Consider the following 25,785-nt stretch of genomic DNA (forward strand, 5'->3'; position numbering starts at 1 on the left):
CGAGGAGACTATCATGACAAACTGGAAAACTGCGTTGGCGGCGCTAGCCGCATTGGCGCTTCTGGCGTCTCCGGCACTGGCCGGCAATGGACACGGCGGAGGCAATGGCGGTGGTCACAGCGGCGGCAATGGCAATGGTGGCGCCCACGGCAACAGCGGCGCTGCGCACGGCAAGTCCTCGTCGGCCCGCGGGCAGGTAGCCAAGGCGACAAGGGACGCAACGATCACGGTCGATACGAAGACAAAGGTTTCGTCCCTGCCCAAGGAAAAGAACCTCCACGCCAAGCTCGGCCGGCTGAACTCGCTGCAGCGCAACGTCAACGCCTATATGAATTCCAAGAGCAGGAAATTCGCTGCGCTTCAGGCCTTCGTGACGCAGTCGGCAAAAGCCAAGGTCGCACAAACCCAGCTGGACGCCCTGAATTCACAGCTGGACGCACTGACGTCGCTGACGCCGGACCAGATCGCCGCCATGACCCCCGAGGAGCAGGCGGCCCTGCCTGGACAGATATCGGCTCTGCAGGACCAGATCGCCGCACAGCAGGAAGCGGTCGATGAGGCGGCGGTCGGCACCGACCCGGCCGCACTCGACGCGGCGTTGACCGATATGGCCAACAAGCCCGTCGACGCCGAGGTCACCGCTTGGGCCCAAGGCGTCCTTGCCGGCAAGATCGACGAGACGGCCGCTGCCATGCAACCGACGCCGTAGCATCGCCAGCGACAACGGGGCAGCCGGCCTCACACGTGTTTGCGGCCAATCGCTTCGTGGCCGATACGTTGTCCGATCACCTTAAGCTGCGGCGGCTGCCGGCATCTATGCCGGTGGTCGCCAATGTCTTTCGGCTGCGGCAATCGCTGCGCGAACATCTGAAAGCACTCGACCAGCTCGAAAGCCGGCAGTATTAGGTTACTGCCGATCTGCTTCGCGTCCATCTGCGGCTCTCGCAGACTGCGACCGCAAGCGGCCGGCCGCGGCGCTCTCGCGCCGTTCGGCATGACCAGCCGGCCGGAATGAAGAGGAAATAATTGACGCGTAAAGCCAGCCCGACCATCGCGCTGTTTCCCGAAGCAGGCTTCGGCGCGGCGTTGAATTGCGTCGGCATCGCGCAGGCCGTGCGGGGCGCCCGCCCCGTCTTCATCTCCCAACCCGGCCTTTCCGGTGTCTTTGCCGACAAGCTGCCGGCGCGCTTCATCGTCAATGTCGGCGGCCTGCGCGACGCCTACCGAGCGGTGCCCGACAATATCTATCTCGACCCCTGGTTTCCGCAGCGAAGTCGGATTTCTTCATCCACCATGGCGGCAGCAACTGCTTTTTTGAGGCGCTGCGCTTCCGTGTGGCGTCGCTGATCATGCCCTATTGCCGGGACGGCCACGACAATGCACGCCGCGCCGAAGAGACCGGCACCGGCGATCATATCGGCCGTGACGGCTGGACCGAAGGAGTATTGGAGAGCGCCATTCCCGGCCTTCTGGCCGACGACGCCATGCGCGCCCGCCTCAAGGGAAATGCAGCCCAGATGGCGCTGAACCCCGGAACGGACGTGGTCGCGCAAGCCATACTCTCTCTCTCTGATACGGACTCGAACAAAATGCTTGAGAAGAACACGAATACCGCGCCCTCCACCGATCCCAAGGCCTGGTTGGCGCAGCACGGCATCAACGAGGTCGAATGCCTTGTGCCCGACATGAACGGCGTGCTGCGCGGCAAGGCGCTGCCGACGGCAAAATTCCTCAAAGCGCTGGAAGACCGTGCGCTTTATCTGCCGAGCAGCGCCTTCCTGGTCAGCATAGACGGCCGCTATTCCGGTTCCATCGACGAGGGTTTTGCGTATTCGGACCCCGACATGCGCATGGTGCCCGATGTCTCGACGCTTTGCCTGGCGCCGGGCGCCGGCGCTGGCAAGGCCTACGTCTTCGCCGACGCCTTCCACATGGACGGCCGGCCATGGATGGCCTCGCCGCGCCATGTTCTGCGCGCCGTGCTCGATCTCTACCGGCAGCGCGGCTGGCGGGCGGTAGTGGCGCCGGAGCTCGAATTCTACCTGACCGCGCCCAATCCCGATCCCGACAAGCCGCTGACCGCGCCGACCGGCGGCAATGGCCGCGCCGAGGCCGTGCAGCATCCTTATGACATGGCGGCGCTCGAGGAATACGAACCGGTGGTTCGGCGCATCTATGACTATGCTGCGATCGCCGGACTGCCGCTCGATACGCTGATTCATGAATCGGGACCGGGGCAGTTGGAGATCAACTTCCTGCATGGCGACGCGCTGCCGCTGGCCGACAAGGTGCTGCTGTTCAAACGGCTGACGCGCCAGGCCGCCCAGCAAGACGGCATGCACGCCACCTTCATGGCCAAGCCGATTGCCGCACAGGCCGGCAGCTCGATGCATCTGCACATGTCCGTCATCGACGAGGCCGGCAACACGTTGTTTGCCGGCAGCGATGATGCCGATACCGCGATGTTCGGTTATTTCATCGGCGGCCTGCAAAAATACATTCCCGAAATCATGCCGCTGTTCGCGCCCAACGTGAATTCGTTCCGACGCGTTAGACCAAACCACAGCGCGCCGGCCAACATCGAATGGTCGCATGACAACCGCTCCTGCGGCCTGCGCGTGCCGGCCGGCGGGCGCGCCGCGCGGCGGGTGGAGAACCGGCTGCCGGGTGCCGATTGCAATCCGTATCTGGCGATCGCCGGCTCGCTTCTGGCTGGCTATCTGGGCGTCGAACAGAAGCTGGCGCGCTCGGCGGAAGCATCCGGAAATGCCTACAAGATCAAGAGCACGCTGCCGAAAACGATGGAGGAGGCGCTGGATCGTTTCGAGGCCTGTGAACCGGTGCGCAAACTGCTCGGCGAGGACTTCTTCCAGACCTATCTGCGGGTGAAAAGCGTCGAGCTCGACCTGTTCCAGAGCGTGGTGACGAGCTGGGAACGCGACCACCTGCTCTTGAAGGTGTGATCATGGCATCTTCAACGGGTTTCAATTCCGGTCTCGACATCGGCAAGTCCTACTATGTCGCCACCGCCAATCCGGCGCCGGACCATCCGGCACTTATCGGCGATGTCGAGGCCGACCTGGTGGTCGTCGGCGGCGGCTGCACCGGTCTGTCGGCCGCTCTTCACGCCGCCGAACGCGGCTTGAAGGTGGTGCTGCTGGAAGGCGGCAAGATTGGCTGGGGCGCTTCGGGCCGCAATGGCGGCCAAATGATCCCCGGCCTGCGCAAGGGCGCCAAGGGCCTGGTCAAGCTTTATGGGCCTGAACGGGCAAAGGCGCTGTTCGATCTCGCCTTCGAGGCGCGCAGCCTGGTGCTCGACATTATCGAGCGCCATACGATCGACTGTGATCTCAGGCTGACCGGCCATCTGGTCGGCGCGGTCAACGGCTCCGATCTCAGGGATTTGGAGGAAGAGGCGAAATGCCTAGAGAGCGTGATGAAATTCCGCGACGTCGAGATCCTGTCGGCGGCGCAGGCCCGGGCCAAGGTCGACACGCCCTATCACGGCGCGATGTACGAGCCGCTCGGCGGCCACATGCATCCCTTGAATTACACGCTCGGGCTTGCCCGCGCTGCAAGCGCGGCCGGCGTCGTCATCCACGAGAATTCGGTGGCCGTGCGGCTTGAGCGCGAGCCTTCGATCCGGGTCTCGACGTCAAAAGGATCGGTGCGCGCAAAGCATGTCGTGCTGGCTGGCGACGCGCTGCTCAATGGGCTGGAGCCGCGCGTCAACAGCCGCATCATGCCGGTCGGCAACTACATCGTCGCCACCGAGCCGCTGGAGGGCTCCCGCAACGTCATTCCTGCCAATGTCGCGGTGTCCGACACGCGCTTCGTCGTCAACTATTACCGCATGTCGGCCGACGGTCGCCTGCTGTTCGGCGGCGGCGAGCGCTACACGCCGTCGCCGCCGGCCGATATTGCCGGTTTCGTGCGGCCGCACATGGAAGGCACCTTTCCGCAGCTCAAGGGCTGCCGGATCGACCATGCCTGGGGTGGGCTGGTGTCGGTGACGACGTCGCGACTGCCGCATGTCGGGCACTATGGCGAGGTCTATTACGCGCACGGCTATTCCGGCAAGGGCGCCATCCTGTCGACGCTGTCGGGCAAGCTGCTCGCCGAAGCCATCACCGGCGACGCCTCGCGGCTGGACCTGTTCTCGACGCTGACCCCGATGCCCTTCCCCGGAGGCACGGCGCTGCGCGGGCCGCTCTATGTGCTGGGAATGCTGTGGTATGCGATGAGGGATCGGATGAAGCATTGAGCTCGCGGCCAACCGGCTGATCGTGGCGCTGCATCCAAGCGTGATTCGCCAGCAGGGCAGGAGAGCTGTGGCTGGGTGGTTAAGTTCGCGCAGGCGCTTGACGAAATGCCGGCGCCAAGCGAACCGAGCTACGACATTGCGCGACCTGCACGCGTCGCACCAAGGCGGCGCATGAGGGAAACGGGAGAGCTGACTGACATGGCCGAAGCCTATATCTGCGACTATATCCGCACGCCGATCGGCCGCTTTGGCGGCTCGCTGTCCTCGGTACGCGCCGACGACCTCGGCGCCATTCCGCTGAAGGCACTGATCGAGCGCAATGCCGGCGTCGACTGGCAGGCGGTCGACGACGTTGTCTACGGTTGCGCCAACCAGGCCGGCGAGGACAACCGCAACGTGGCGCGCATGGCGCTGCTGCTGGCCGGCCTGCCGAAGGAAATCCCCGGCTCGACCGTCAACCGCCTGTGCGGCTCGGGCATGGATGCGCTGACCATCGCCGCCCGTGCAATCAAGGCCGGCGAGGCCGAGCTGATGATCGCGGGCGGCGTCGAATCGATGAGCCGGGCGCCCTTCGTCATGCCCAAGGCCGAGACGGCGTTTTCACGCAATGCCGAGATCTACGACACCACGATCGGCTGGCGCTTCGTCAACCCGCTGATGAAGAGTCAGTATGGCGTCGATTCCATGCCGGAGACGGGCGAAAATGTCGCCGAGGATTTTTCGGTTTCCCGCGCGGACCAGGACGCTTTCGCGGTGCGCAGCCAGGACAAGGCCGTCGCCGCGCAGTCCAATGGCCGGCTGGCCAAGGAAATAACCGCGGTGACCATTCCGCAGCGCAAGGGCGATCCGGTTGTCGTCTCTAAGGACGAGCACCCCCGCGCTGGCACCACGATAGAGGCCTTGGCCAAGCTGCCGACGCCGTTCCGGCAAGGCGGCACGGTGACCGCCGGCAATGCCTCGGGCGTCAATGACGGGGCGGCGGCGCTGATCGTCGCTTCGGAAGCGGCGGCCAGGAAATACGGCCTGACGCCGATCGCCCGCATCCTCGGCGGGGCCGCCGTCGGCGTCGCGCCGCGCATCATGGGCATCGGCCCGGCGCCGGCGACGCAAAAACTGTGCGCACGGCTTGGCCTGACGCCAAAACAGTTCGATGTCATCGAGCTCAACGAAGCCTTCGCCTCGCAAGGCATCGCAGTGCTGCGCCAGCTCGGCATCGCGGTGGATGCGCCGCACGTCAACCCGAATGGCGGCGCCATAGCGCTCGGCCACCCCTTGGGCATGTCGGGCGCGCGCATCTCCGGCACGGCGGCGCTGGAGCTGCGCGAACGCGGCGGCCGCTATGCGCTGGCGACCATGTGCATCGGCGTCGGCCAGGGCATCGCCATCGCGCTCGAACGGGTCTGAACAACCGCTCTCCCGGCTAGTCCAGGAGAGTGGATATGATCGATCTGCCAAATTTGACCATGTGGACAAAAGTCCGGACCCGTTCCATAGTTCCTCGTCTGATTTTTAGAACGGCCGGCTCGACACGGCTGTCGAACAGAGGGGACTGCAATGGAAAGCCGGAAGAACAAATCTCATTCAACGCGCGAAGGCCTTTCGCGGCGCAACGTGCTGGAGCTGGGCGCGCTTGGCCTGGCCGCCGCGATGCTGCCGGGCGGCGCCTTCGCCAAGGACAAGAAGCTGAAAGTAGCGGCGATCTTCGCCACGCCCATCGAGGAGCCGTGGGACAATCAGATCCATGTCGCTTTGCAGAAGGCCGAGAAGGAACTCGGCATCGAGTATAAATGGTCGGAGAAGGTGCAGACCGCCGACTTCAGCCGCGTCATGCGCGAATATGCACAGGGCGGCTATGAACTGGTGCTGGGCGATGCCTTCGCCGCCGAGCGTGAATCGCGCCGTACCGCCAAGCAGTTCCCGAAGACTGCTTTTCTGTTCGGCTCCGGCGCCGGGCCGGCGGAGCCCAATTTCGGCGTCTTCGACAATTGGATCCACGAGCCCGCCTATCTCTCCGGCATGATCGCCGGCAAGATGTCGAAGTCGGGCACGGTCGGCGCCGTCGCGGCGATGGGCATTCCGGAAGTGAACCGGCTGGTCAACGCCTTCTTCGCCGGCGCCAAGGAGGTCAATCCGAACATCAAGAAGAAGGTCGCCTTCATCGGTTCCTTCTTTGATCCGCCCAAGGCCAAGGAAGCGGCGGTGGCGCAGATCGACGCCGGCGTCGACGTCATCTATGCCGAGCGTTTCGGGGTCATCGAAGCGGCGGTGGAGAAAAAGATCTACGCCATCTCCAACATGTCCGACCAGTCGAGCCTTGGCCCCGACACCGTCATTACCGGCCCGGTCTGGGATATGTATCCCACCGTCGAACAAGCCATAAAACTGGTCAAGGCCGGCGTCTTCACGGCGCAGGACTATGGCGATTTCTCGCGCATGGCCAAGGGCGGTTCTCACCTGGCGCCTTACCATAAGTTCGACAAGACGCTGCCGGCCGAGGTCAAGGACATGGTCGAGAAGAAGAAGGCCGAAATCCTCGAAGGCAATTTCCGCGTCGACGTGGACGAGAACACACCGGTTTCGGATTGAGTTCCTTAACCCTCCCCCTTGTGGGGAGGGTCGATCCGCGAAGCGGAGCGGGTTGGGGTCGGCGCCGCACCCCACCCCGTCTTACGATCTTCGCTTCGCTGCGATCGCAAGCCGACCCTCCCCACAAGGGGAGGGTGAAGCAGAGCCATCTCCGCAGGAGCGCCCTTGCCCGCCCCCCTCATCGAAATGCGTGGCATCACCAAGAGTTTCGGCGCCGTCAAGGCGAACGAAGCCGTCGACCTCAGCGTGGCGCCCGGCGAGATCCTCGGCTTGCTGGGCGAGAACGGCGCCGGCAAGACGACGCTGATGAACGTGCTGTTCGGCGCCTATGCGCCCGACGCCGGCGAGATCCTCATCCAGGGCCGGAAGGTGCGGATCACCAGTTCGGCCGATGCGCTGGCCGCCGGCATCGGCATGGTGCACCAGCATTTTCACCTGGCGCCACGGCTCACGGTACTGGAAAACCTGCTTATCGGCATACCAGGCAAATCCGGGCGGATCGACCGCGCCGGCGGACTGGCGCGGTTGGTTGAAATCAGCCGCCAGCACGGGCTGACACTCGATCCCAGCCTGCCGGTCTCGGCGCTGTCTGTCGGAGAGCAGCAACGTCTCGAGATCGTCAAGGCGCTGTTTCGCGGCGCAAAACTGCTGATTCTCGACGAGCCGACCGCGGTGCTTGCGCCGAGCGAAGTCGACGGGCTGTTTTCGGCCTTGCGGTCGATGGCGGCGCAGGGTCTGGGCATCATCTTCATCTCGCACAAGCTCAACGAGGTGCGCGCGCTCACCCATCGCTGCACGGTGCTGCGGCATGGCCGCGTCGCCGGCCGCGTCGACGATCCGGCCAACACCACATCGGCGGAAATGGCGCGACTGATGTGCGGCCACGAGATCGTGCCGCCGGCCAAGGGGCCATCGACGCCGGGGGCAGCGGTGCTCACTCTCGACGGCATTTCCACCTCGAGCCATTCGGGCACGCCGCTGCGCGATGTGTCGCTTTCCGTGCGCGCCGGCGAGATCCTCGGCATTGCCGGTGTCTCCGGCAATGGCCAGCGGGCACTGGCGGAGGTGATCTCGGGTGTGCGAGCCCCGGATGCCGGTCTGATGACGATTGCGGGGCAGAAAGTGTCTCGCTTCTCGCCGCGCGAGGTGCAGGCGCTGGGCCTTGGCCGCATCCCGGAAGATCGCATGACGACGGGACTGGTCACCAACTTGCCGCTCGCCGATTCCATGGTGCTGCCGCGCATTGGCACCGCCGCTTTCAGCAGCAAGGGCCTGCTCAAGCCGGATGCGATCCGCGCCTTCGCCGAGGCGCAGATCAAGGCCTATGATATCAGATGCCCCGGGCCGATGACGCGCGCCGGCGCCCTGTCCGGCGGCAATCTGCAGAAGGCGCTTTTGGCGCGCGAGCTCGCCTTCGATCCGAAGGTGCTTGTCGTTTCGCAGCCGACGCGCGGCCTCGACATCGGAGCCGCGCGCTTCATCCATGAAAAATTCCTCGACATGCGCGCCAAGGGCTGCGGCATCATCGTCATCGGCGAGGATCTGGAAGAGTTGCTCGTGCTCTGCGACCGCATCGCGGTGATGTATGAGGGCCGCATCGCCGGCACGCTTCCCAGCGCCGATGCGACGATCGCACGGCTGGGGCTGCTGATGACCGGAGCGGAGGGCCATAGCTGATGTTTCGCCTCGAAGTCCGCAGCTCGACGCCCGCCTGGTTCAACCTGGCTCTGCCGTTGCTGGCGATCGGTGCCGCGCTTGTGCTGTGCAGCGGCCTGATCGCGCTGGCCGGCGCCGGCGTGCTCGAATCCTACGGCGTTATGTTCACGGCGTCGCTCGGCGACAGCTATGCGATCACCGAAACGCTGGTGCGCGCCGCGCCCATGATCTTCACCGGGCTGGCGGTGGCTGTCGCCTTCCGCGCCAAATTCTGGAACATCGGCGCCGAAGGGCAACTGCTTGCCGGCGCGGTGGCGAGCTGCTTCGTCGGCGCGATCCCGATGCCGGGACCGCTCGCCATGCTTTTGATGGCAGTGGCAGGCGCCGCGGCCGGTGCAGCCGTCGCGCTCGTGCCGGCAACGCTGCGGGTGAAATTCAAGGTCGACGACGTCGTCAGTTCGCTGCTGCTCAATTCGGTCATCTATTACGCGCTGATGGCGCTGATCGAAGGGCCATGGAAGGATAGTTTCAGTGGCTATCCGATCTCGCCTCCGATTGAGGATTCGGCCAATTTTCCGGTGCTGATCGAGGGCACGCGGCTGCATCTCGGCGTCATCGTGGCGCTTATCGCGGCACCGCTGATCTGGTTCCTGATCGTGCGCACCACGCTCGGCTTCCAGATCCGGGTCACCGGCGAAAATCCGGAAGCGGCCAGATATGGCGGCATCAATGTCCAGCGGGTGCTGCTCTCGACGGCGTTGCTGTCCGGGGCGCTAGCCGGGCTCGCCGGCGTCGGCGAGGTTGGCGGCGTGCATTTTCAGGTGATGAGCGACATCTCGCCGGGCTACGGTTATTCGGGCATCGTCGTTGCAATGCTGGCGCGGCTCAACCCGCTCGGCGTGGTGCCGGCGGCAATCTTCCTGGCTGCCGTGATGACCGGCGCCGAGGCGATGTCGCGCGCGACCGGCGTGCCGGCCTTCCTCAGCGATGTCATCCAGGGCACGGCACTGCTTGCCATGCTGGTGGCGCTGCTGTTCACCGCCTATCGCATCCGCCGCGTCGGAGCCGCCCAATGAGCGCGGTGTTCGAACAGATCTTCCAGGTCGGCTTCTTGGCCGCCATCATCCGCATCGCCACGCCCTTGGCTTTCGCCACGCTTGGCGAAATGTTCTCCGAGCGCGCCGGCGTGCTCAATCTCGGCATCGAAGGCATCATGCTGTTGTCGGCAATGGCCGGCTTCACCGCCGCCAGCCTCAGCGGTAACCTATGGCTGGGCGTCCTGGCGGCGGTGCTGACCGGCATGCTGATGGGGGCGCTGCATGCGCTGTTCACGGTGGCGCTGGGCTTAAGCCAGCATGTCTGCGGCATCGGCGTGACGCTGCTTGCGTCGGGTCTGGCCTATTTCCTCTACCGGCTGATCTTCGGCCAGCAATCGGTGCCGCCGAGCATCAAGGGTTTTCAGACGCTGCCGATCCCGGTCCTCTCCGAGATTCCCGTGCTTGGGCCGGCGGTGTTCAACCAGTTCGCGCTGGTCTACATGGCGATCCTGGCCATCCCGATCGCCGCCTTCGTGCTCTACCGCACGCCATGGGGGCTGTCGGTGCGCATGGTCGGCGAAAACCCGCGCGCCGCCGACTCCGCCGGCGTCAGCGTCATTGTCACCCGCTTCCAGGCGGTCATTCTCGGCGGGGCGCTGATGGGGCTGGCCGGCGCCTTTCTGTCGATGGCGCAGTTCAACGCCTTCACCTTCGGCGTCGTCTCGGGGCGCGGCTGGGTGGCGATCGCCCTGGTCGTGTTCGGCCGCTGGGACCCGTGGCGCTCGGCGGGCGCCGCGCTGCTATTCGCCTTTGTCGATGCCTTGCAGTTGCGCATGCAGGCGAGTGGTCTCGGGCATATTCCCTACGAGGCGTTCCTGATGCTGCCTTTCATCTTCACCATCGTCGCCATGGCGGTGATGTCGCGCAACGCGGTGGCGCCGTCGGCGCTGCTGAAGCCGTTTCGACGGGAAGAACGATAGACGAGTAGGGCTTGGGACGAAGACCCTGGACCTTTGGGACACCTCACATCGCGGTAAAACCATTGTCGACGAACAGATGGGCCCCGTTGACGAAGCTCGATTCGTCGCTGGCGAGGTACAGCGCCGCCTTTGCCACCTCTTCCGGTTCGCCGATCCGCCCCTGCTGCGCAGCCAGCGCCGCGTCGGAGACATCGACGCCGAGCTTGCCCAGATCGGCGACCTCGCGCAGCCCATGCGGTGTGCGGATGAAGCCGGGGCAGACGGCGTTGCAGCGGATGTTGCGGTCGCGGAATTCCACGGCGATGGCGCGCGCGAACATGTGACAGGCGCCCTTGGTGGTGTCATAGAGCACTTCGTTCGGCGTCGCCGCCACCGCCGAGATCGACGAGGTGCAGACGATCGAGCCGCCGCCGGCCGCGATCATGCCGGGCAGCACGGCGCGGGTCATCAGGAACATCGAGCGCACGTTGACGGCATGCAGCCAGTCCCATTCCTGCACGCTGGTCTCCAGGAACGGCTTTATCACGATGGTGCCGGCATGATTGAACAGGACGGTAACCGCGCCGAACTTCTCGGCCGCGCCCTTCACGGCCGCCTCGACCTGCGCCTCGTCGGAAACGTCGGCGACAAAATGCTCCGCGATTTGGCCGCGCGCCCGGATCGCCGCGGCGGTGGCTGCCGCCGCTTCGCCATTGCGGTCGATGATCGCCACCTTTGCGCCTTCCGCCGCGAACAGTTCCGAGGCCGCCCCGCCCATTCCCGTCGCGCCGCCCGAAACGATGGCGACCTTGCCGGCCAGTCTTGCTCCCATTTCCTTGCTCCTCCCAAATGTCCTTTGGACGATCTCGCATTGTCGCTCTGCCGCGATGCTATCCTGCCCGCGCGGGGCGGCCAATGCACGAATGGATCGGCAAGTGAAGTGCCGTCGAGCGCCGGAAGTGAAACCGACGCTGCCATGTCCGTCGATCACGCCGATGCCGCTCTGCAGCAACTCAGCGCCAGTTCTCACGGCGCTGTTAGAAAAAAATTCTGCGCATGGCCGAAAAATAGCAATCGACAAAGTCTACAACTTTTATAGATTAACCGGAGAGACGGAGGTCGACATGTCCTATATGCAGAACACCGAGACCCGCAGCAGCGGCCAGAGGCTGGCCAATGCCCAGAGCTTCCGCCCGGCCTATGCCGGTGCTTTCGCCTATGTCGTCTTTGCCCTTGCGTTCGTGTTCACCGGGGCTGTTGTTCTGGGCCTCATTCCCTGAGCCGTGGTCCGGCCAGGCTGACGACCCACCGCCTTCAGGCAATCGGAGTTGAATGAACCGGATCCCGGTGCGCTTTCGCGTGCGCCATTGATTCGTATCTGACCGCATCCGTGATTCCAGAGATGGAGGAGATGGCAATGCCGATCGAATTCACGCATGTGCCCGGCAAGACCTATCCTGCCGATAGCGCAGTTTCCTTTTTCTACGACTTTGCCGAGACGGCGACCAGGCTGGCGCTGATCGAGGATGGCGGTTTCCGCAACCTCGTCGTCGACGATCCGGCCGGCCTGCTGACCAATATGGATCTTGCCGCCCAGGTGCTGGACCGCAGCTCGTCGCTGGAAGTGGCCCTCACCCATTGGGCCGGCGTGGTCGAACCGACCGTGGCGGCGCGGCAGCTTGCCTCGATCGACGCCCGCAGCGGCGGCCGCCTGGCGCTCAGGATGATCAGCGAGCCGTTAAGCGACGACGATGCCGAAGCGCGTCCGGTCGGACACGGTGTCCTCTGGCAGCGCATCGACGAATATCTGGTTCTGTTGAAGCGGCTATGGTCGAACGAGCGGCCTTTCGACCACGAAGGCGCGTTCTACAGCATCAAGGGCGGCTATGTTCCGCGCAAGGGGCCTCATGGTGCCGACCTCGTCATCCGCATGGGCGGGCAGTCCGGCACGGCACTGAAAGTGGCCGGCCGGCATGCCGACGTCTTCGAACTGGCGCCCGGTTCGATCGACGATGTCAGGCAGTTGATGGAGCGTGTGCGCGGCGCCGCCGCCGAACATGGCCGGGCCGCCAGACTACGCTTCGCCCTTCCGGTCCGCATCCACCGGGGAATTTCCTCGGCAGGGCACAAGGCGGTCGATGTCTCCGGTCCGCCGGCCCAGGCCGCCCTGTCGCTGCTTGCTTACGCGGCTCTCGGCATCGATGAATTCATGATCGTCGGTGTCGACACGCCGCGCGAGATCGCGACAGTCGGCCGCGAGACGATCGCGCTGCTGCGCAATTCGCTGGCGCGGCGTGAAAGCGGCGAGTTCCAGCATGGGGCTTTCGCGCAGCGCACGGGACTGGAAACACGGGCAACGGGCTGAACTGCGGAGAAATTTTCCTTTCCAACCGCTCTGGCCTGCCGGAGGGTGCTATCCTGCCGTGTCTATGACGTGCGAGGCTGCTCTGCGGTACCTAATCCTTTAACGCGCCTTGTTACCCAGCCGTGACAGGCCTTCAATGACTGCACCAGAATCCGCCAGCACGCCGAAGACGCCGTCTTCGACCGTCACCATGTGAAGGGCCGCCTCATGCGCCCGTCTGTCGCCGCTGGCGCAGGCGTCAGAGATCGTCAAGCACTGGAAGTTGCGATCGCAGGCTTCGCGCAGCGTCGTGTGCACGCAGACATCCGTAGTGCATCCGCAAAACAGAAGATGCGTGATGCCTCGCGCGCGCAGCACGAGCTCGAAATCCGTATAGGTGAAGGCGCCGTTGCAGGTCTTGTCGACGATGATGTCCCGCGGCGCGACGTCGATCTCCGGAACGATCTGAAAACCCGGACCCGAACGAAGCAGGATTTCGGTGCCGTCGAGGCCGGCCCGCCTGCGGCGCCATTTCTCGTAAGGCGTCATGTCGGCCATGTCGGCCCGGTAGCCCTGCCTTGTATGGACGATGCTGACGCCCGCCTCGCGGGCAGCGGCGATCAGCCGGCTCACCGCGGGCAGGATCGCTCTCAACGGCGACGGATCATATCCCTTCCTGGCGAAGTAACCCGTCGTCGACAGGAAATCCTGCTGCAGGTCGATCACGACCAGCGCGGTGTTCTCGGCCACCAGCCTGCCGTCATAGGGAAAGTCGAAGGGTGTCGCCTTGATCATGCGCGGTTTCCTGTTTCAGCGAAGACCTTAGAGCGGTTCATCGCTTCACGGAAACGCTTCGTTGCCTGAAATTCGAAGCGGCATCAGGCGTCACGGTGTTTTGTTGATGCAAAAACTCAACTTAATTGTTGACTAGTAAAGTCATGTTTCATAGTCAACCGGGCACGGTTGCCGAAAACCGGATTGATGACATGCCCGCAGCCGTACTGGAGACGGACCTTGACCGGAACTGACACCCAGACTGCTTTCCACATAGACGCGGTGCGCTTTGCCGTGGGCGAGCGGACGCTGCTCGGTCCGGTTTCGCTCGAATTGCAGTGCGCGCGCGTCTACGGGCTGATCGGCCACAACGGGTCCGGCAAGTCGACGCTGGTCAAGCTTTTGGCGCGCCAGCAGCCGGCAAGCTCTGGCGCCATCACCTTCGCCAGGCGGCCTTTGGCCCAGTGGGGTGCGCGCGAACTGGCGCGGGCGCTTGCCTATCTGCCGCAGACGACGCCGGCGGCGACCGGCTTGACCGTGCGCGAGCTGGCGGCGCTCGGACGTTATCCCTGGCATGGCGCGCTCGGCCGCTTCGGCCAGGACGACAGACGGCATGTCGAGGAGGCGCTGGCCCTGACCGACATGGCCGGCTTTGCCGACCGGCTGGTCGACGAGCTGTCGGGCGGCGAGCGCCAGCGCGCCTGGCTCGCCATGCTGGTGGCGCAGGATGCCGGCGTCATGCTGCTCGATGAGCCTATCTCGGCGCTCGATATCGCCCATCAGGTCGAGGTGCTTGGGTTGGTCAGGGATCTCAGCCGCAAGCGCGACCTTTGCGTCGTCGTGGTGCTGCACGATCCCAACATGGCGGCGCGCTATTGCGACGAGCTGATTGCCCTGAAGGACGGCAGGCTGCTGACGCGCGGCACGCCCGGCGAAATCATGCAAGGCGATGTGCTCAAGGGCATTTTCGGGGTCGAGATGGGCGTGTTCGCGCACCCCGTCACAGGCCAGCCCGTCGGCTACGTCCAGTGACGCTTCAGCGCCACGGCGGGGGAGACCGGCGGCTGTGAGAACGAGGAAGAAGACGATGTCGAGAACCGGTTTTGTCGCAGCGCTGTTTGCATCCGCCATGCTGGCGGCCGCCAGCGCGCCGGCGCAGGAGCAGCCGGCAAGCGGCACGCCCGCCACCATTACGGCGCCAGCACCATCGCCGGCCGCGCCCGCCGCTCCCGTGGGAGCCCTAGCGCCTGCACAGCCGCAAGCCGGGGCCGGTACCGCGGCCGAGCCCTCGCCGGCGCTGAGCTTGCCGCACGATTTGTCGCCATGGGGCATGTTCATGGCTGCCGACATCATCGTCAAGGCGGTGATGATCGGGCTGGCCTTCGCCTCGCTCGTCACCTGGACGATATGGCTGGCCAAGTCGCTGGAAGTGCTTGCCGGCAAGCTTGGCGCTCGTCGCGCCGCGCGGGCCATCGGCAATGCCGCGACGCTGAAGCAGGCGAGCCGCGCGCTCGACCGCAACGGCGGCACCGGCGCCCTGCTGGTGCGGGCGGCGGAGGAAGAAGCGGCACTTTCGGCCGGCGCGCTCGACCATGCCGGCGGCGACGGGCTGAAGGAACGGGTCGCCTCGCGCCTGACACGCATCGAGGCGGCGGCGGCGCGACGCATGTCGCGCGGCACCGGCCTGCTGGCGACGATCGGCTCGACCGCGCCTTTCGTCGGTCTGTTCGGCACGGTATGGGGCATCATGAACGCCTTCATCGGCATTTCGCAGGCGCAGACCACCAATCTGGCGGTGGTGGCGCCGGGCATTGCCGAAGCCCTTCTCGCCACCGCAATGGGGCTCGTCGCCGCGATACCGGCCGTCGTCATCTACAACGTCTTTGCGCGCTCGATAGCCGGCTACCGGCAGATCCTCGCCGACGCCTCGGCTGGCGTCGAGCGGCTGGTCAGCCGCGACCTCGATTTCCGCACGGTGGCGCCGGCAACGGCGCTGGCGGCGCAGTAGCGGGGCAAGACCATGGGCAGCCGCATCCGTCAGACCATGGACGACGATCTCGAGGAAAGCCACGAGATCAATGTCACGCCCTTCATCGACGTCATCCTGGTGCTGCTGATCATCTTCATGGTCGCAGCGCCCTTGGCGACGGTGGATGTCAATGTCGACCTGCCGGGCTCGACCGCGACGCCGGCGCCGCGGCCGGAGACGCCGCTGTTCCTGACGTTGAAGGATGACCTCTCGCTAGCGATCGGCAACGACACCGTGCCGCGCCAGGTTTTCGCCGCCACGCTTGACGGCAGGACCAAAGGCGACAAGCAGGCGCGCATCTTCCTTCGCGCCGACAAGGCGGTTGCCTATGGCGACCTGATGGAGGCGATGAACCTGCTGCGCGGCGCCGGCTACCTGAAGATCGCCCTGGTCGGCCTGGAGGCTGCGCACGCCGGCGATGCTCCCGCAGTGGCGCCAAGCGGAGCCGCTGGTCCATGACCGGGCAAGCGGCCGCCTCGCCAACGGTGGAGCTGTCGCGCCTCGGCTGGCGCGACCTCGGCCTGTGGGCGGTTGCGGCCGCGCTGGTGCTTGGGGCGCATGTTGCGGTCGCCTATGCGGTGCAGAGCTTCAGCCCGGTCGACCCGGCGGATGGCGGGCCGCCGTCGGCGCTGGCGATCGAGATGGCGCCGATGGTGGTGACGCCGGCCGTGCCCGAGCAGGCCGCGACGCTGGACGCCGCTGTGCCCGACCAGGCCGAGCCGGTCGAGGAGACCGAAAAGGCGCCCGAAGCCGAGCCCGAGAAAGTGGCCGAGCAAACGGAGCCCGTTGCCGAGCCGGATGCGCCGCCGCCTGATGCAACCGAACCGACTGAGACGATGCGGACTGAGCCGGTTGACCAACCACCGCTCGAAGAGGTCGTTCCAGATATCGCCGAGACGGTCGCGCCTGACGTCGTCGTGCCGCTGCCGCAGCCGAAGCCGGTCGAGACGCCCAGGGAAAAGAAATCCGTCCAGGCCAAGGTGAAAAAGCCCCTCGAGAAGCCCAAGCCGAAGAAGGATAAGGCGCCGCCGCCGAAGACGGTAACCGCCGCGAGCGCGGAAGCAAAGCCCGCCGCCAGGACAGCGGCGCCGAAATCGGCGTCCGGGGCGTCCGGCGTCAGCCCGGCCAAGTGGGAATCGCGGCTGCTGTCATGGATCAAGCGGCATACGCGCTATCCGAGCGCCGCGAAATCGCGACGCTCGCAAGGCAATGCGAACGTCACCTTCACGGTGGACGCCTCAGGCCGGGTGACGTCGGCGCGCGTCGTCCGCTCCTCGGGCGATCCCGACCTCGACCGCGCCGCGCTCGCCGTGCTGCAGGGCGCCACCGTGCCGCCGCCGCCGCCGGAGCTGGGTTCGCGCGTCAGCCGCACGGCGCCATTCGTATTCAGCCTTCGGAACTGATGCATGTCGCCCAAGACTGAACCCGGTTCAGGAGAAACGACATACACGGATCAAAGCAAGGTCGAACGGTCGGCCTACCGATAGCTCATCGACAGACACAGGGCCTCGACCTGCTCGAGGTAGAAGCGGCATCTCATGCGCAGGATCCTGAGGTTCGGATCGTCGGCGCCGTTGATCTCGATGGTCTGCATCATGAAGTCGAAATGGGCATGGAAGGCATCCACCGCCCCCCAGAGACTGTCGGCGTGCCAGGTGTCGGCTATCGCCGTGGAAACCAGTTGGCGCGCTTGAAGGCGCGCCGCATCCGGCGATGCCGGCCGGCTGGCGATCAGGGCATGGAGGCGGCTGAAGACACTTTCACCGGCATCGGCGCTTTTGATGGCTGCGATCATGTTCATTTGTGGGTTCCCCTCAGGTCGTCGTGCATAAAGGCCGGTTCGGCGGGCTGCGGGCGATCATTGCAGCGATCGCGGCGACATCGGCCGGCCGGCCTTGGATGATGTTGCCTCTGCGCCCGCGTGTTCCAACCAAACCAATAGGCCATCTCGATGCGGTCAAGCCGACGGCGGCCTTCCTCAAGGACGGCAGCAGGCCTTGCCGCGCACGTCCCGGGGCACGCCATTGCGCACCGAGATGATGGCCGGATCTGGCTATGCTCTCCTCGGCTGGACGCGATTGTCTTTCGCCTGCGTCCTGGGGTGCATCGAATTGCCGCTGAGCTGCGGATGCCTCGCCGGCCGGGCGCCGCGAAGGACGTCGAAAGCCTCGGCATAAGCCATGCCCAGCAGATAGGACATCATGGGGAAACGGCTTGCTTCGGCCATCTGCACCAGCTCATTGGCCATCGACGCGATATATTGGAGACTGTCGATCTCGGACTGGCGTAGGGATTGGTTGGCCACTTGCTGCTCCTGTGATGTGGTGGAATTCAGGGGACCCCCTCACCGGGCACTCTGAACATAATCAATCGGCTAATTGATCGACCCCGCTGCCGGGCGCGGATCGGTTTCCGGGATAGACAGTGTCAAGGCGTAGATGGGCGCGTCGGTGAGCCGGTCGAGGCCGAGCAGGCGCTTGATCGCCGAGTGGCTGAGCGCCGCGGTCGGGCAGGCCGACAGGCCGTGCCTGGTCGCTGCAAGCATCATGTTCTGGCCGATATGGCCAGCTTCGATCAGCACGACACGATAGGCGTTGGCGTCCTCATACTTCCACATGGTGCGGTCGAGCCTTGCGCAGAGCAGGACCAGGCAGGGCATGGGGTCGGCCCATTCCTGTCCGCCGACCAGCTCGGAGACTTTCGGCAGGTGGTTCGCCGAAATCCTTTCAAGATCGTGTCCGACAGCCGAGTAGTGATAGACGCCGGGCTCCAGCCCTTCCACCGCCGGCGCGACCACATAGGCTTCGTAGGGGTTTCTCGCGCCGCCGGAAGGGGTCATGCCCAGCGGCAGGGCGCCAACGCAGTTGCTGGTCTCGCCGGTGATGCCCATGCCCGCGAACAGACAGTCGGAAAGCTGTTTCGCGGTGATGGTGGGCGCCGCCGCCGTTCGGTTCGTGCGACGCTGCGCCATCAGGGCAATGAGTTCATTGTCGTCCAGCGCGTCCGGCAGCCGGATGGCCGCCGCGGAATTCCTGAGCACGAGGTCGGGCTGCACGGTGTGACCGGCGCGTTCGATCTGCCGTGCCTCCGCCTGTTCGATGGTCATGAACTCGCTGTCCTGGACGCAGAAATGCATCAGCGCGGTCGGAATGCCCCAGTTCCATTGTCCCGAGAATTGGCTCTCCTGTTCGGCCAGTTGCGACCCGGCGGTCACCAGTGCGGAAAAATCGAGCAATTGGGGGATGACGGCATCCAGCTCTGATCGCGACCATCCGTGGTCCCGCGCGATCTCCGCGGCGGATGCCCATTTGTCCCAGGATGCGAGAAGACCGATCACCTCGGAACTGCATTCGAAGACGCTTCTGGTCAGGAAATTGCACGCCGTGACCTTGTTGGCGCCGGGGTAGAAGACAAGCGTTTTTGCGGAGCGCATTTTCATGATGCCGAAAGCCGAATGCAGAAATGTCATTGCGAAGGCGAGGCGCCGACGAACAACCGTCGCCGGCGCCTCGGGCAGCTCAGCGCTTGTTGTAGTGCATGCCCTGCGAAAAGAAGACGGTCTGGGTGCCTGCGGCAATCGTCAGCTTCGGAGCAGTGTTCACTTTCTTCGCCATTTTCATCCCTTCCTGACCCCCAAATGGGATCTGTTGAAAAGATCCCCAAAAACGGGATCCACGGGCGGAAGGTAAGATCGAAAGAGTTAATGGTTTGTTAAAATGGTAGTAAAACTGCATTAATCTAAATTATCTTTCTTAGCCCTAAAGTACAAAAAATCGATTTTACTCACATACGGAGTAGATGACTGCCGGCATACGCTATTTCCGGATAGAGTTATTCTTATTTAGCGTAAAAGGGAAGATTCTGACGCGATCAGTCCAGCCCCTCCCGAGCGAGGCTGACCACGAGCTGGTCGAGGCTCGGGTCGTCGAGCTTGACGACGTGCGCCATGCGGATCGCCTGCCGCGGGCCGATGGATACGTCCTGCCGCATGATGACCGACACGAAGGCCGGCCCGGCTTCCGTCAGAAGCATGGCCTTGCCAATCAGTACCGGTTCCGAGATGGGAGCCCACTGCACCGAGATCAGCGATGGTTCACCGGTCTGGCGGCGATTGACGCCGCTGAAGTAGATCCAGTTCAGGCGCGAGATCGCCACGCCGTAATGATTGCCGCGCGCCCGCGCCCATGTCGTTCCCCGGCGCTCCGACCATCCGGTAACCCTTCGGAACGTCACCAGCTCGGCGTCGCGCCGCACGAAGGTCACCGACCGCATCAACAGGTCGGGGCGGGCCGGGATCGAAAAATAGGTGAAGTAGGTGCCGCCCGCGATCGACGGGGCGGGCGGCCGGATCATTTGGTTGAACAGGCTTTCGGAAATCGGTGGCAGGCCACGAACCGCAGGCTTCGGCGCGCCCGGTTCCCGGTACAATTCGGCTTCGTCGATGCGGAAATAGTCGCAGATCAGCTTGGCTGTCGCCTTGTTCGGAACGGTCTGTCCCTGAAGGTAGCGTTCGAACTGCGTGCGATTGATGCCCAGTTCCCGGCATACCGCGCTTACCGAGGCATGCTCCTTACAGAGCCGTCTGAGATTTGCAGCGAGATACTCGCGAATTGACACGTTTTGCTTCCGCGGGCGGGTTCTTCATATCGACTTCCAAATCCGTATAGCGCCGTCAGCCGCCCCCACCGAAACGCCTTGCTACAACACACAGAAAAAACTGATTTGGTAATGTCACTCTAATGGGGTGGATTCCAAAAAAAATAGCGCGATTCCATAGCGATCACCGCCATAAGTCCAATTGACAGGCGTTTGCCCCGGAAGGCTCTCGCAATCCTTCATGATGGACGGAAAAGGGCGCCAGTGTCGTGACATTTCGCACCGTAGCCACCGACGTGGGTTCGGCTGTTGCAATGCAGCGAAGAGAAGAAAACGACTATCCCGCTGGTGGAGCTGAGGGGGATCGAACCCCTGACCTCGTCATTGCGAACGACGCGCTCTCCCAGCTGAGCTACAGCCCCGTCCAGCGGATGGCGCATTTATCGGGCACGGCAGTTTTCTGTCAAGGCGACGTTTTGCCGAAATCCTGGCGGCCGAAGCCTGCCCTTGCCGGTTTCGCGCGCAATGGCTACATGTCGGCAACAATTGGAGACCGGCATGCTCGCCCTCATTCAAACAATCGTCATGGCGCTCGACCTCTATTGGTGGGTCATCATCATCTCGGCGATCTTTTCCTGGCTCTATGCCTTCAACGTCGTCAACTCGCGCAACCAGTTTGTCGGCAGCATCGGCAATATGCTCTACCGGCTGACCGAACCGGCGCTCAGGCCGATCCGACGTTTCATGCCGGACCTTGGCGGTATCGACATCTCGCCGATCATCCTGCTGCTGATCCTGTTCTTCCTCAGGCAGTTCCTGCTCACCACCGTGGCACCGCTGGTGCTGTGAACCCGATGCTCGCATGAGTGCCCCGTTCCGCATCCGCGAGAACGGCATCGAATTGTTCGTCCGGCTGACACCGAAGTCTTCCATGGACAGGTTCGAAGGCATAGAGAGATCGGCTGATGGGCGAAGCCATTTGAAGGCACGGGTCCGCGCCGTGCCCGAAAACGGCGCCGCCAATCAAGCGCTGGAGAAGCTGGCCGCCAAGACGCTTGGAGTGCCGGCCTCGGCCGTTTCGGTTGTCGTCGGCGGCACGGCACGGCTCAAGACGCTGCGCGTGACGGGTGAACCCCAGGTGCTGATGCAGCGTATCGAGGCGCTCAGTGCTTCGGCCTGAAGTTCAATCGCCCAGCGGCAAACGCGGATCGTCGACCTTCAGCGTGTTCACGCTCTGCTTGATGCGGCGCAAATTCTCCAGCACCTTCGGGCCGCGCGTCTCGGCCACCGACGTGACGATCATGTCGACGATCGCCAGCAGCGCATAGCGCGACGATGTCGGCTTGTAGATGTTGCCGTCCTCGAGCGGCTGCAAATGGATGACGGTGTCGGCGGCCCTGGCCAATGCCGAGTCCGGCGCGGTGACGGCGACCGTTGTGGCGCCATATTGCTGCGCGACCTGCACCGCCTCGATGACCGACCGTGCATAGCCGGAAACCGAGAAGGCGACCAGCGTGGTGTCGGGCGTGGCCACGGCGGCGTACATGCGCTGCAATTGCCCGTCGATCTGCGCCAGCACCGGCAGGCCCAGCCTGAACAGCCGGTTCTGCATCTCGGTCGCCATCATCGAGGAAATGCCGCCGGAGCCGACACACAGCACGTTGCCTGACGTGGCAATGCGCGCGGCGACATCGACCAGCGTCGTCATGTCGAGGTTTTCGCTGGCGCGCTGGATGGCCGATATCGCCGCCTCGGTGATGGCCGATGCGATGCGCTGCTCGCGGGCGTCGCGGCTCAGCGGCTCGGGCGACAGATACTGTCCGCCAATGGCGATCGCCTGCGCCAGATAGAACTTGAAGTCGCGCAGGCCTTCGCAGCCGAGATTGCGGCAGAAGCGGGTCACCGTCGGCTCGCTGACGCCGACGCGCGCGGCGATCTCCGAGATCGCCGCCTTGGAGGCGAAATCGAGATCGGACAGGACCAGGCCCGCCAGCCGGCGATCCGACTTGGTGCCGTCCTGCGACATCAGCTGCAACCGGGTGATGATGTCGGCCGGTGTCTTCATGCCGGTGTCTTCACGCTTGTGCTTTCATAGAGGCAGGCCCGTCGCCTTGTCGAAAAGATGGACGTTGCGCGGCTCGACCGAGACCGGCAGGCGGTCGCCCGGCTTCACCTGCATCCGGTCGCGGAAGACGACGCGCACCGTATCGCTGCCAATGGCGCCGTAGACATGCGTTTCGGAGCCCGTCGGCTCGACGACGTCCACCTTGATGGTCATGGCGTCGGCAGCTTCGCCGATGACAAAATGTTCGGGCCGGATGCCGGCCTCCACCGCGCCGCCTGTCCGCACCTCTTTGCCGGCAAGCGCAAGCTTTCCGCCGCCGGTCGATTCGAACCAGCTGTTCGTGGCCGTCGTCTTGAGGGACCCGGAAACGAAACTCATCGAGGGCGAGCCGAGAAAGCCGGCAACGAACTTGTTGGCCGGCCGGTCATAGAGCTCCAGTGGCGGCCCGACCTGCTGGATCCGGCCGCGATCCATCACCACGATGCGGTCGGCCATGGTCATGGCCTCGATCTGATCGTGGGTGACATAGACGACCGTCGATCTCAGTCTCTGGTGCAGCGCCTTGATCTCGGTGCGCATCTGCACCCGCAATTGCGCGTCGAGGTTGGACAGAGGTTCGTCGAACAGGAAGACCGAGGGTTCGCGCACGATGGCGCGGCCCATGGCGACGCGCTGGCGCTGACCGCCCGACAATTGCCGGGGGTAACGGTCGAGATAGGAGAACAGGTTGAGGACGCCGGATGCCTTCTTGACCTTGTCCTCGACCGCGGCGCGGTTCTCGCCGCGGATTTTCGGCCCAAAGCCGATATTGTCGGAGGCCTTGAGATGCGGAAACAGCGCATACGACTGGAAGACCATGGCGATGTTGCGCTGCTGTGGCGGCAGGTCGTTGGCGCGCACGCCGCCAATGACTAGATCGCCCGAGCTTATCGTTTCCAGTCCGGCCAGCATGCGCAGCAAGGTCGACTTGCCGCACCCGGACGGGCCGACCAGCACGACGAATTCGCCGCTCTCGATGTCGAGGTCGATATTCTCGAGGATGCTGTGCTGGCCGAAGGATTTCGAAAGGCCGCGGAACTGGACGTCGGTCATGGTCACGCTCCCACTATGTCGTCGATGAACGGCAGGCAGCCGGCGGTCAGGCCGGCATCCACCGGCATCACCACGCCCGTTACGCCGGACGCCCGGTCGGAGGCAAGAAACGCCACGGCTTCCGCCACCTCCGAGGCATTGACGATGCGGCCGAGCGGATAGAGCCGTTGGAGCTTGCCGAGAATGTCGGGGTTCTTGGCCAGGCGATGATCCCAGGCGGCGGTACGGATCGATCCCGGACAGACGACATTGGCGCGAACGCCGCTGCGGCCGAGCTCGACGGCGATCGCCTTGGCATAGGCGTTGATGCCGGCCTTGGCGGCGGCATAGGCAGGATTGCCGAAATGGGCGATGGCGTTGACGGAAGAAATGAAGACGACGCTGCCCGAACCGCGCGCCGCCATCGCCTTCACCAGCGGGTCGGCAAAAGTCATCACGCCGGTCAGGTTGAGGTCGAGTTCCTGCCCTATCCTGTCGGCCGTCAATGCGCCGAGCGTCTCCGCGCGCGTCCAGCCGGCATTGTTGATCAGGATGCCGGGCACGCCGTCCTTGTCGAGCACGGCCGCGACGGCTGCCTCGACCGAAACCCGGTCGAGAAGGTTGAAGACATGGCGCGAGGCGAGGTGCGGGCTTGCCAACGCCTCCTCCGATTGATCGCAACCGACCACCCGCGCGCCTCTTCCGGCCAGCAACGCGACGATCGCCGAGCCGAGGCCACCGCCGGCGCCCGTGACAACGACAGTGCGGCCTTCGAACTCGGCTTTCGAAACCACGGCGCTTGCTCCTCCGGCAGTTCGAGCAATTCCAGGAAAGTGTATACGGTTTTCGGTCCGGAATTGCGTCAAAACAAAGAGTTAGAGTGGTTCTCCGTTTCCATGAAACGGTGAACTGCTCTAGGCAGATGTCGGCAGGCTAGTGAATGGAATGTAATTAAGCAACACGATAATCTGCTTGCGTGCGGCCAGATCCTCGATAATGTAGGAAAGTCACATAATCCTGCGCCAACATCGGCGTGAGGAGCGCAAAAGCGCGGAACAAAATGGGAGAGATCGGATGAGCATTGCGAAATGGACTGTCGGCTTGATGGCCGGAATGAGCATGCTGGCCTTCGCGGCACAGGCGCAAGCCGGCGAGGTGCGCGTCACGGTCGCCGAATACAGCGCCAAGACCGGCCCCTACTTCGAGGAGGTCAAGAAGGAGTTCGAGGCAAAGAACCCCGGCATCACGGTCAAGTTCGAAGTGGTGCCGTGGGATGTGCTCTTGCAGAAGCTGACCACCGACATCACCGCCGGCACCAATGCGGATCTCTCGATCATCGGCACGCGCTGGCTGATCGACTTCGTGCAGCAGGACGTCGCCGAGCCGCTCGACAGCTACATCACGCCAGACTTCAAGGGCCGTTTCATCGACACGTTCCTGTCGCCTTCGATCATGGACGGCAAGACCTACGGCCTGCCGATCGCAGCTTCGGCGCGCGCCATGTATTACAACAAGGAGCTGTTCGAGAAAGCAGGCATCGCCAAGCCGCCGGCCAATTGGACCGAGCTGCAGGAGGACGCCCGCAAGATCAAGGCGCTGGGGTCCGGCACATTCGGCTTCGGCCTGCAGGGCAAGGAGATCGAGACCGACGTTTATTATTATTATGCGATGTGGTCATACGGCACCGAGATCCTCAACAAGGACGGCACATCGGGCTTGAGCACGCCTGGCGCGCTCGAAGCCGCCAAGCTCTACAAGTCGATGATCGACGAGGGCCTGACGGAGCCCGGCGTCACCTCCAACAACCGTGAGGACGTTCAGAACCTGTTCAAGCAGGGCAAGGTCGGCATGATGATCACCGCACCCTTCCTGTCCAACCAGATCAAGGACGAGGCGCCGAGCCTCAAATACGGCGTGGCGGCTATACCCGCCGGCCCGACGGGCGCGCGCGGCACCTACGGCGTCACCGATTCCATCATCATGTTCAAGAACTCCAAGAACAAGGACGAGGCCTGGAAGCTGCTCGACTTCCTGTTCACCACGGAGCAGCGCGCCAAGTTCACGCAAGGCGAAGGCTTCCTGCCGGTGAACAAGGAAGAGGCCAAGATGGACTATTACGTCAACAATGCCGACCTCGCCGCCTTCACCGCGCTGTTGCCCGATGCGCGCTTCGCGCCGGTCATTCCGGGCTGGGAGGAGATCGCCCAGATCACGTCGGATGCGATCCAGAAGATATACCTCGGCGGCGACCCGGAGGCGGGTTTGAAGGATGCGGCGGCGAAGGCCAACGCCGTGCTGAAGAAATAGGGCGTATCTCCCTGCGCCCGTGGCGCGCCCCACTCAGGCGGGGCGCGCCACATCTTTGGTCTCCCGATCCGAAATCCGCATAAGCAGAACCTTCCGA

27 protein-coding genes, 1 tRNA gene and 1 pseudogene are annotated in these 25,785 nt (G+C 64.2%); 18 read left to right on the plus strand and 11 right to left on the minus strand.

Annotated features, from left to right (window positions below):
• Positions 1–13: 13 nt before the first annotated feature.
• Positions 14–709, plus strand: coding sequence for a hypothetical protein (locus tag LB547_RS26650; protein WP_140654967.1), 696 nt, complete (start codon positions 14–16; stop codon positions 707–709).
• 29 nt (positions 710–738) lie between these two features.
• Here LB547_RS26650 and LB547_RS26655 read toward each other — a convergent pair whose 3' ends face one another.
• On the minus strand, positions 739–933 hold the full coding sequence (locus LB547_RS26655) for a hypothetical protein (protein ID WP_181168303.1): 195 nt from the start codon (positions 931–933) through the stop codon (positions 739–741).
• A 93-nt stretch (positions 934–1,026) separates the two neighbouring features.
• Here LB547_RS26655 and LB547_RS26660 point away from each other — a divergent pair, with 93 nt between their 5' ends.
• The 8 genes and pseudogenes from LB547_RS26660 to LB547_RS26695 all read left to right on the plus strand — a co-directional run bounded on the left by LB547_RS26660 (position 1,027) and on the right by LB547_RS26695 (position 10,523).
• Positions 1,027–1,347: a hypothetical protein gene (locus tag LB547_RS26660; RefSeq protein WP_224655810.1), complete on the plus strand. Its 321-nt coding sequence runs from the start codon at positions 1,027–1,029 to the stop codon at positions 1,345–1,347.
• Complete coding sequence (locus LB547_RS26665; protein ID WP_347439596.1) at positions 1,257–2,963, plus strand: nucleotide disphospho-sugar-binding domain-containing protein; 1,707 nt, start codon at positions 1,257–1,259, stop codon at positions 2,961–2,963. Before LB547_RS26660 ends, LB547_RS26665 begins: the two co-directional genes overlap by 91 nt.
• A gap of 2 nt (positions 2,964–2,965) precedes the next feature.
• Positions 2,966–4,264 (plus strand): NAD(P)/FAD-dependent oxidoreductase, encoded by a 1,299-nt coding sequence (locus LB547_RS26670; RefSeq protein ID WP_181170858.1) that lies wholly within the window; start codon positions 2,966–2,968, stop codon positions 4,262–4,264.
• A gap of 198 nt (positions 4,265–4,462) precedes the next feature.
• Positions 4,463–5,668, plus strand: a complete 1,206-nt coding sequence (pcaF, locus tag LB547_RS26675; RefSeq protein WP_140759168.1) for a 3-oxoadipyl-CoA thiolase — start codon at positions 4,463–4,465, stop codon at positions 5,666–5,668.
• Between the two features lie 150 nt (positions 5,669–5,818).
• The gene (locus LB547_RS26680) at positions 5,819–6,850 is read left to right on the plus strand and encodes a BMP family protein (protein WP_140759166.1); all 1,032 of its coding nucleotides are present in this window, start codon (positions 5,819–5,821) and stop codon (positions 6,848–6,850) included.
• A 186-nt stretch (positions 6,851–7,036) separates the two neighbouring features.
• Positions 7,037–8,287: pseudogene (locus LB547_RS26685) on the plus strand (ABC transporter ATP-binding protein); the annotation flags it as partial.
• A gap of 239 nt (positions 8,288–8,526) precedes the next feature.
• Positions 8,527–9,582, plus strand: coding sequence for an ABC transporter permease (locus LB547_RS26690; protein WP_140728673.1), 1,056 nt, complete (start codon positions 8,527–8,529; stop codon positions 9,580–9,582).
• A complete protein-coding gene (locus tag LB547_RS26695) occupies positions 9,579–10,523 on the plus strand; it encodes an ABC transporter permease (RefSeq protein WP_140524643.1) in 945 nt (314 codons plus the stop codon). Before LB547_RS26690 ends, LB547_RS26695 begins: the two co-directional genes overlap by 4 nt.
• Positions 10,524–10,566: 43 nt before the next feature.
• On the opposite strand, the gene LB547_RS26700 is transcribed toward LB547_RS26695, so the two are convergent.
• Entirely contained in the window at positions 10,567–11,334 is a 768-nt protein-coding gene (locus LB547_RS26700; RefSeq protein ID WP_140492551.1) for an SDR family NAD(P)-dependent oxidoreductase, read from the minus strand.
• A 292-nt stretch (positions 11,335–11,626) separates the two neighbouring features.
• Between LB547_RS26700 and LB547_RS26705 the strand changes: the two genes are divergently transcribed.
• Both LB547_RS26705 and LB547_RS26710 read left to right on the plus strand, forming a co-directional pair.
• On the plus strand, positions 11,627–11,782 hold the full coding sequence (locus tag LB547_RS26705; protein WP_140492547.1) for a hypothetical protein: 156 nt from the start codon (positions 11,627–11,629) through the stop codon (positions 11,780–11,782).
• Positions 11,783–11,919: 137 nt separating this feature from the next.
• Positions 11,920–12,867 (plus strand): LLM class flavin-dependent oxidoreductase, encoded by a 948-nt coding sequence (locus LB547_RS26710; protein WP_140759164.1) that lies wholly within the window; start codon positions 11,920–11,922, stop codon positions 12,865–12,867.
• Between the two features lie 99 nt (positions 12,868–12,966).
• On the opposite strand, the gene LB547_RS26715 is transcribed toward LB547_RS26710, so the two are convergent.
• Positions 12,967–13,641, minus strand: a complete 675-nt coding sequence (locus LB547_RS26715) for a cysteine hydrolase family protein (RefSeq protein WP_140559240.1) — start codon at positions 13,639–13,641, stop codon at positions 12,967–12,969.
• Between the two features lie 186 nt (positions 13,642–13,827).
• On the opposite strand from LB547_RS26715, the gene LB547_RS26720 reads away from it, so the two are divergent.
• Genes LB547_RS26720 through LB547_RS26735 form a run of 4 tightly spaced genes read left to right on the plus strand, consistent with a single transcriptional unit; the run spans position 13,828 to position 17,052 of the window.
• A complete protein-coding gene (locus tag LB547_RS26720; protein ID WP_140662702.1) occupies positions 13,828–14,652 on the plus strand; it encodes an ATP-binding cassette domain-containing protein in 825 nt (274 codons plus the stop codon).
• 55 nt (positions 14,653–14,707) lie between these two features.
• Positions 14,708–15,628 (plus strand): tonB-system energizer ExbB, encoded by a 921-nt coding sequence (exbB, locus tag LB547_RS26725; RefSeq protein WP_140513984.1) that lies wholly within the window; start codon positions 14,708–14,710, stop codon positions 15,626–15,628.
• Positions 15,629–15,640: 12 nt separating this feature from the next.
• On the plus strand, positions 15,641–16,108 hold the full coding sequence (exbD, locus tag LB547_RS26730; RefSeq protein ID WP_140524638.1) for a TonB system transport protein ExbD: 468 nt from the start codon (positions 15,641–15,643) through the stop codon (positions 16,106–16,108).
• On the plus strand, positions 16,105–17,052 hold the full coding sequence (locus tag LB547_RS26735; protein WP_140759162.1) for an energy transducer TonB: 948 nt from the start codon (positions 16,105–16,107) through the stop codon (positions 17,050–17,052). The genes exbD and LB547_RS26735 overlap by 4 nt, the downstream gene beginning before the upstream one ends.
• A 74-nt stretch (positions 17,053–17,126) precedes the next feature.
• Here the strand turns inward: LB547_RS26735 and LB547_RS26740 are convergent, their stop codons facing one another.
• The 5 genes from LB547_RS26740 to LB547_RS26760 all read right to left on the minus strand — a co-directional run bounded on the left by LB547_RS26740 (position 17,127) and on the right by LB547_RS26760 (position 20,667).
• A complete protein-coding gene (locus LB547_RS26740; protein ID WP_140685393.1) occupies positions 17,127–17,450 on the minus strand; it encodes a hypothetical protein in 324 nt (107 codons plus the stop codon).
• 252 nt (positions 17,451–17,702) lie between these two features.
• The gene (locus tag LB547_RS26745; protein WP_140513987.1) at positions 17,703–17,954 is read right to left on the minus strand and encodes a hypothetical protein; all 252 of its coding nucleotides are present in this window, start codon (positions 17,952–17,954) and stop codon (positions 17,703–17,705) included.
• A gap of 69 nt (positions 17,955–18,023) precedes the next feature.
• The gene (locus LB547_RS26750) at positions 18,024–19,118 is read right to left on the minus strand and encodes a SagB/ThcOx family dehydrogenase (RefSeq protein WP_224655812.1); all 1,095 of its coding nucleotides are present in this window, start codon (positions 19,116–19,118) and stop codon (positions 18,024–18,026) included.
• A 401-nt stretch (positions 19,119–19,519) separates the two neighbouring features.
• Complete coding sequence (locus LB547_RS26755) at positions 19,520–20,266, minus strand: helix-turn-helix domain-containing protein (RefSeq protein ID WP_140524635.1); 747 nt, start codon at positions 20,264–20,266, stop codon at positions 19,520–19,522.
• Between the two features lie 325 nt (positions 20,267–20,591).
• Positions 20,592–20,667, minus strand: a tRNA-Ala gene (locus LB547_RS26760).
• A gap of 136 nt (positions 20,668–20,803) precedes the next feature.
• On the opposite strand from LB547_RS26760, the gene LB547_RS26765 reads away from it, so the two are divergent.
• Complete coding sequence (locus tag LB547_RS26765; protein ID WP_140492518.1) at positions 20,804–21,094, plus strand: YggT family protein; 291 nt, start codon at positions 20,804–20,806, stop codon at positions 21,092–21,094.
• 13 nt (positions 21,095–21,107) lie between these two features.
• On the plus strand, positions 21,108–21,425 hold the full coding sequence (locus LB547_RS26770) for a DUF167 family protein (protein WP_140654987.1): 318 nt from the start codon (positions 21,108–21,110) through the stop codon (positions 21,423–21,425).
• 3 nt (positions 21,426–21,428) lie between these two features.
• Here the strand turns inward: LB547_RS26770 and LB547_RS26775 are convergent, their stop codons facing one another.
• Genes LB547_RS26775 through LB547_RS26785 form a run of 3 tightly spaced genes read right to left on the minus strand, consistent with a single transcriptional unit; the run spans position 21,429 to position 24,175 of the window.
• Positions 21,429–22,310 (minus strand): MurR/RpiR family transcriptional regulator, encoded by an 882-nt coding sequence (locus tag LB547_RS26775; protein ID WP_140492512.1) that lies wholly within the window; start codon positions 22,308–22,310, stop codon positions 21,429–21,431.
• 24 nt (positions 22,311–22,334) lie between these two features.
• Entirely contained in the window at positions 22,335–23,402 is a 1,068-nt protein-coding gene (locus tag LB547_RS26780; RefSeq protein WP_140759160.1) for an ABC transporter ATP-binding protein, read from the minus strand.
• Positions 23,403–23,404: 2 nt separating this feature from the next.
• Complete coding sequence (locus LB547_RS26785; RefSeq protein ID WP_140759159.1) at positions 23,405–24,175, minus strand: SDR family oxidoreductase; 771 nt, start codon at positions 24,173–24,175, stop codon at positions 23,405–23,407.
• Between the two features lie 280 nt (positions 24,176–24,455).
• On the opposite strand from LB547_RS26785, the gene LB547_RS26790 reads away from it, so the two are divergent.
• Positions 24,456–25,688 (plus strand): ABC transporter substrate-binding protein, encoded by a 1,233-nt coding sequence (locus LB547_RS26790; RefSeq protein WP_140554802.1) that lies wholly within the window; start codon positions 24,456–24,458, stop codon positions 25,686–25,688.
• Positions 25,689–25,785 lie beyond the last annotated feature (97 nt).

Source organism: Mesorhizobium sp. B264B1B, from assembly GCF_020165765.1.
In the GTDB taxonomy this organism is placed as follows: Bacteria; Pseudomonadota; Alphaproteobacteria; order Rhizobiales; family Rhizobiaceae; genus Mesorhizobium.